The sequence below is a fragment of the Nonomuraea recticatena genome, from assembly GCF_039533245.1.
GTDB lineage: Bacteria > Actinomycetota > Actinomycetes > Streptosporangiales > Streptosporangiaceae > Nonomuraea > Nonomuraea roseola.
In genome coordinates this window covers 1-6,288 of the sequence record NZ_BAAATE010000084.1, presented here as the reverse complement: position 1 = coordinate 6,288, position 6,288 = coordinate 1, and the positions used below count along the sequence as shown (strand labels likewise).

Below are 6,288 nucleotides of genomic sequence, written 5' to 3'. Positions count from 1 at the left end.
GACACCCTGCCCGCGACCTCGGCCGCGGACAACGACCCCTTGAACTTGTCCGGCGCCACGAGAACATGTTCAACCACTGCGAAACTCCCCAGCCGATCATGAAGAATGGGCCTGCAATGACCCATCATCACACCTCGGTGGGAAGCGGCTCGAACTCGCGTACCGCATCGATGGACAGCCCGTGCGGGGTGTTGGCCTCGCGCTCGATCATGACCTCGAGTCCGGGGGCGAGCCCGTCGCGCTGATCATGAGCCCATCGATGGACGAACAACTGGCGTATCCACGTCGGAGCCGGATGACCGTACCGCCAAAGGCCCCGGGCGTCGTGCTATCCGGTCAAGTTCGACGCCCGCCTCTCTTGGTGCCGACATCCCGATCCATCGGGATGTCGGGCCTTCAAGGCTCTTCTCCAGGGTGTAGTCGCGCTCGATCCAGCCAGCAGTGGCGCGCACGAGTTCGAGCGAACAGACGGGTGGCAGGATCGCGACGGCAAATGGCGTCAATGTGCATGTCACTCACGCATTGCCTCCACTAGCTTCGGAGTGCTGTGTCGATCGCACCAGGTCTTCCGTCATTGATTGCGCCGTCGCTCGACTTTTCGTGATCATCACTGAAGTCTCGCGCTCCCCTCCCCACAGAAAGCAGAAAGATGAGCAGGTATCGTCGTGGTGCTTTGATGTCCATCGCCGCACTTGTTTTGACATGCGGCGTTACTACAGTTGGCCCACCGACGTCCGCTCATGCCTCGGCGGCCGACTGTGAGGGAGGTGCCAATGGTTTCCTCGACATCCCCGATACTAAGAGTGGCCAGGTGGTACGCGGTCCTCTCAACATGGGGTATGGCGTCGAAGTCACGCTTGAGCGCGACACCGTCGGATGGGGTGGACGCGAATACGGATTCGCCAAGATCAAAGGCAATACCGGTCCTTACGACAACATCTGGATGGACTGGACCAGAGATGGCGGGCGCACCTGGCTGCAATGTGGCCCCTTCCAGGTCGGTGGATACAACTTGTCCAAGACGAGCGCCGCCAAATACACCTCCAGTGATGCCAACTACCAGTTTCGCGCCTGCGGATCAGTGGCGTACAACCACGTGGTCATCTGCACAACATGGTGGTAGCGGCTGCGGTGACGCCTCATGAGATCGTCTATATGAAATTTCATGCTTGGCACGCCAGATCGGCGGAGAATGAGTGCTTTTCATCCTGCTTCGCGGAGTTGCAAGGCAGGATGCCTTTGACGAGCTGACCTGCGAGAAGAGGGCAGCCGCGTAGTTTGCGGAGGATGCGCCAGGTTTCAGCTGCGCATTCGCGCACTCCCCCGGTCTGCGGAGCCTGCGCGGGAGGAGTTCGCGCTCTTCTGTGCGGCTGGCTTGTTCTTCCCCCTTATACGGCACGCGCACGGGCTCACCTGCGCCGACGTATCCCTTGTCGGCCAGGGCGATCAGTCCGGCGCTCTTCAGCCGGCGCACGATGCCCCAGACCCGCGCCGCCTTCAGATCGTGTACCGAGCCTGGCAGGGAGCCGGAGGTCCACAGTGGAGTGCCGTCCGGGGCGGTCAGGACCTGGATGTTCATGCCGTGTTCTTGTGCTTGCCGGAGTAGTACGGCCGCTCGGCAGCCACCCGATCGATCGGGATCAGGATGCCATCCAGCACCACGAAGGCGTAATGACACGTTGGGCGGCGCGTAACGCCTGATCCAGATGAGGTGCGCGGCCGGCGAGCAGGGCGATGGCCTGCCGAATGTAGCGCCATACGGTGGTGGCGCCGACGGCGAAGCCCGCCGCCAGCTCGATCAGCGTCTCCCCCTTGCGCAAGTGGACGAATGTGAGCATGGCCGGCTGGCCGAGATTGAGCCGGCGCCAGCGGAAGCCGATCTTCTTGCAGTGCCGGCGAATGATGCCGGACAGGAACGTCAACGTCCGGCGCGACAACGGCAGCGCGGCACGATAGAACAGCACGCGAAGCTCCTGGAGATGCTGTTGCCCTTGGTCGACAACGCATCTACCAGGGACTTCTCTGCTTGTAGATCAAGTCCCGGAGCCTACAACAAGCCTGTGACCCGGCACCTCAGGATGAAAAGCTCACTGATGTCGATGGCGACCAGGCCAACATGGAGCCGCCCACCGGGTGTGAGAACGAGGTCAGCGAACCGGCCCGCCGCCCGGAATCTCCCCGTCGATGGAGCAGTGCATGTTCGTGTGAGCTGGACTCGGTTGAGGCAGAAAAATGCGCAGAGCGGTCACACGATCAACGCGCATCCTCTGGTAGCTACCCAGTTACCGCCACCGGTCAGCGCGCAATCTACAGCTCGAGACCCTCAGCGCCGAGGACCGCGCTGACTGATGGGGTTCCTGCGGAGCCCGGCCTCCGTGGTCGGCCTGGTAGCTCAGGCGATCATCTCGGATGCTCACCGAGGGTGGTCAAGGCGTTCGGAGCCGGCATGTCCGGAGCAGCCTGACCCCAGCATCTGTGCGATCTGCTCGCGACAGTGACCAAGGCGGCGCAGTTCAGGATGGCAGCTGCCAGCCCGCAGAAACAGGATCATCTACAACCATCTCCTTCGCCGAACGTAACCGTTCGCGACGTCGGTATGGCGATCCAGAGTGCCTGGATGGCAGGATCTCGACGAGGAATGGCAGTTAAGGATATCGTGCGGCAACGTGAGCCGAAGGCATGCTAATCAACTATCTAGTGGACAAATATGGAGGTCGTCTATGAAGCAGGCCGCGCTCGCTCTGGTTCTCGGAGCACTCGCCTTCACTTCTGCCACTACACTGATCGACACGCCTGACAGTGTGAGAATCACCGCGGAGCCCAGCAATAGAGAGTGGTGATTTCAGGAATCACGGATTCGTCCGTGATTCCTCACTCTACCTATATCATGGATGAAATACAAAGGCTCAGCAGTTCACTGATAATCCGCACCATCCTGGTTCACCATTCTTCGACGCGTAGCGATACCGCGGAGAGCGTGTTTATGTGTATTGAAGTTCCGCATTAGAGAGGGCAAGGTCAAAGTCGCTTGGCAACTGAATGCCGCCCTCTCACATACCTTGAATGGTTGCGCGTTCACCGTCAGGCAGGTGGCATTCCGCGATGAAGAGCTGACGTCTGCCAGATAACCTTTTTGTCGTCGCAGCAGGTTGGACTCCTGTGGAAGACTTTGGACGCTCCGCTGTTGCTCGTCGCTCAGACAGTCTGCTCCAAACGTGGTTCCATCGGCGACCAACACTCGCTTGTTCTGCGTGTCCACTTGAGACGCCAAGACTATGGCTGGCACTGGTTGCTTGTAGCAGCGATGCAGAACTTCGGTCACTTTGGACTCGTTCTCATAAGTTCTGAACTCCTCTCGACATGAGCGGCACAATCGTGGTCTCCGAGTTGAAGGCGGGAGTCGAGCCCACTCCGGCTCCGCAGTTCTGTAGCGCCCCTCTCGGGTCGCTGCAAGAAAGCCCAGGCCACGAGGAGCCCACACTCAACGACCGAAGTGACGCAAGTTCCGGACAGACCTCATACAGAGCAGCGCTCTGGCGATCTCATAGGTTGAGAACGTGGGTCGCTTCAGTCGCTACAGGTGCGGCAAAATAGTCTATGCCCCGGCATTCCTGGAGCTGTAAGCGGCCAACTGTATGACCACATGACTCCGCTTATCAGTTCCTGGCTAACGCCAGCCATTCCAGCCTGGCCTCATCGATACGGTGATAGCTGGCCTGGTTTGCCGAACTGGAGTCCCGGCCGTTCACCCTGGCGCAAGCCGAGACGCCTCAGCGGACGTGGATCTACAGGTAGCGACTAAAGCACAGGAACAAGCCCACGAGAGGATGACGTGACGCCGCGCCCCGATCACGACGGTCCTCGTCTCGAACAGGTTCCGTCTCAATCGCCAGCCGTTGCTCGCCAGCCCGCGACGACCTCATCGTGGACGTCGCGAGTCCCAGCTGGTGCCAGCCGCCCATACAGAAGGCGCGGCCATGTAACGGACGAACCCCTGGGTCTTCGTCAGTGGAGTTGGCGTCGTGGTTGCCTCACGGCAGCTCTCGACGAGCAGCTGACCATGTCATGTCCGGGAACCAACTCCCGCATTGTGAATGGTTTGGCTGCCGGCGTGCGTAGCCCGCTTCGTCTTCAAGGACATCCATGACGCCCTCCGTCAACCCGGGGAGGTTCGACCCGGTGGCCGCAGCTCAGCAAATCCTCGATCTGTCGGGGGTGAGCGTGACCCAGATGTCTTCACACCTGCGGGCGCAGCAGGAGCCCATCGCTAGTAGCGATGGGCTCCTGCCCGATACTTTGACCGATCGCGGTAATGCCAAGTTGTTCGTGCGGTTGTACGGCGGAGACTTCAAACATGTTCCCGGTATGGGCTGGTTTCGGTGGGCGGGGCATCGGTGGGTCCTGGATGAAAGCGATGCTGTCATGTGGGCGGCAGGGGAGATGGCCGAGCAGCTGGCCGTGTTCGACTCGCGCGGCCGCTTCAGCGCTGCCGAACTGCACCGCCACCGTCGGCGTGCACTGTCCACCACCGGGATGAACGCCTTGCTCGTGCAGGCCAAGGCTGCTCCGGGGATGGTTTTGCCTCCAGGGCTGCTGGATGCCGACCCCTACGCCCTATGCACGCCTGCGGGCGTCGTGGACCTTCGCTCTGGCAGGCTGTCTCCGCCCGATCCGGCGAGGCACCTGCATTCGCGTTCGACCGCCCTGGCGCCTGAAGACATCGCGACTCCGAGGTGGCATCGATTCCTCAAGGACACGTTCGGGGATGACATCGACGGATGGCAGACAATCGACTTTCTTCATCTGCTGCTGGGCTACTCGATTACTGGCGATGTTGGCGCTCAGGTGATGCCGTTCCTCTACGGGCAGGGCAAGAATGGCAAGTCGGTGCTGGTGGAGGTGATGCTGCAGCTTATGGGTGACTACGCTGATGCGGCGCCGCCGGGTTTTCTCATGGCCAAGGCCTTCGACGGCCATCCCACCGACCTGGCTGAACTGCATGGGCGCCGTATCATCGTCTGTGCTGAGCTCAAACCGGGTGACAGATTCGATGAGGCTCGGGTGAAGCTCTTGACTGGCGGAGATAAGATCAAAGCGCGGCGTATGAGGCAGGACTTCTTCAGCTTTGACCCCACGCATCACCTATGGCTGATCGGTAACCATCGGCCAGAGGTCAGTACTGGTGGGTTCGCGTTCTGGCGGAGGCTTCGCCTGATCCCCTTCGAACGTGTGGTGGCCGAAGAGCGCAAGGTCGACAATCTTGCGCGGATTCTGGTGCAGGAGGAGGGTGCAGGTATTCTCGCGTGGCTGGTGGAGGGGGCTCGTCGCTATCTACGTGGCGAGAAGGACTTGTCCGGCCCGCAGCGGGTACGGGTCGCTACCGACGCTTATGAGGCGACGGAGGATGTGGTGGGGCGCTTTATTGCCGAGGCGTGCAAGCTGGATCCCGCTCTGCGTGCTGAACAGGCGCAGTTGTACACTGCATACTCTCGTTGGTGCGCTAGCGAAGGAGCCACGCCCGTTTCGGCTCGGGCATTTGCGGCGCGGGTCCGTGACACCCTTGGGATGGCCTCGCCAAAGGAAATGGTCCTGTCCAACTCTCGTAAGTTCTATCCAGGGCTCGGCCTGATCTCCGATCTTGGCGGTGAGGAGCTGCAGCGATGAGCGCTTCGATTGATCCCGATGACCTGATGGATGAAGTCGAGCTGGTCTGGTTGGAGGACATAGGGTCACTTGACTACGTCCGGCAGAGCCTCGATCGTCTGTCGACCCGTAGCCGTAAACCCGTCTATCACCGGGATGGCCGTATGGTCGGCTATGCCGTATTGGGGCCTGCGGCCAAAGGCTCACCGGCGTCAGGTACGTTTCGCAGACGCGTATTCTGGCTAGCTCCTCACGATCGTGATCAGCAGCCTACAGGGTTCTACAGCACTGGGGCTCCGGTGGAAGCCATCGATCCGCGGACGCTCGCGCCCAGGTGCCCAGGAAAGAAAACCGAGCGGTCGGAAGGAGGCCCTCCCTCACCCGCGATGGTAGAGCTTGGAATCACACTCGACAAAGCATGATTCAAGCCTTGCTCTGCTGGTTGGATAGAAGGCGTGACGAACGTGGCCTTCAGTCGTAGTCAGCCGTCTGACCCGACTGTTGCATCGCGTGGGTTTCACGGACGTGAGTGTCGGCCTGATCAGCCTGTCTGCTCGCCCGCGCCGAACCTGTCGCGCGCCCGCAGCCCCGACAGCGCCCAGCCGCCCAGGTTGCGCACCTGAAGGACGGCCACCGCGGCGTCGC

At 61.0% G+C, this 6,288-nt stretch carries 4 protein-coding genes and 1 pseudogene; 3 read left to right on the top strand and 2 right to left on the bottom strand.

The features are described 5' to 3' along the window. Positions 1–127: 127 nt before the first annotated feature. A complete protein-coding gene (locus ABFX50_RS50135; protein ID WP_346158291.1) occupies positions 128–271 on the bottom strand; it encodes a hypothetical protein in 144 nt (47 codons plus the stop codon). 405 nt (positions 272–676) lie between these two features. Here ABFX50_RS50135 and ABFX50_RS50130 point away from each other — a divergent pair, with 405 nt between their 5' ends. Further along, positions 677–1,123, top strand: coding sequence for a hypothetical protein (locus ABFX50_RS50130; RefSeq protein WP_346158289.1), 447 nt, complete (start codon positions 677–679; stop codon positions 1,121–1,123). A gap of 40 nt (positions 1,124–1,163) precedes the next feature. Here ABFX50_RS50130 and ABFX50_RS50125 read toward each other — a convergent pair. Beyond that, positions 1,164–1,964, bottom strand: a pseudogene (locus tag ABFX50_RS50125) (transposase family protein). Between the two features lie 2,179 nt (positions 1,965–4,143). Between ABFX50_RS50125 and ABFX50_RS50120 the strand changes: the two are divergent. Continuing rightward, positions 4,144–5,664 carry a DNA primase family protein gene (locus ABFX50_RS50120; protein WP_346158287.1) on the top strand — a complete coding sequence of 507 codons (1,521 nt, stop codon included), beginning with the start codon at positions 4,144–4,146 and terminating at the stop codon, positions 5,662–5,664. Then, on the top strand, positions 5,661–6,065 hold the full coding sequence (locus ABFX50_RS51745; RefSeq protein WP_379506892.1) for a DUF6009 family protein: 405 nt from the start codon (positions 5,661–5,663) through the stop codon (positions 6,063–6,065). The genes ABFX50_RS50120 and ABFX50_RS51745 overlap by 4 nt, the downstream gene beginning before the upstream one ends. Positions 6,066–6,288: the final 223 nt, after the last annotated feature.

Bases quoted from the DNA above. Each gene is read 5' to 3' on its own strand.
- ABFX50_RS51745 (WP_379506892.1), top strand. From the start codon at position 5,661: ATGAGCGCTTCGATTGATCCCGATGACCTGATGGATGAAGTCGAGCTG.
- ABFX50_RS50130 (WP_346158289.1), top strand. From the start codon at position 677: ATGTCCATCGCCGCACTTGTTTTGACATGCGGCGTTACTACAGTTGGC.
- ABFX50_RS50120 (WP_346158287.1), top strand. From the start codon at position 4,144: ATGACGCCCTCCGTCAACCCGGGGAGGTTCGACCCGGTGGCCGCAGCT.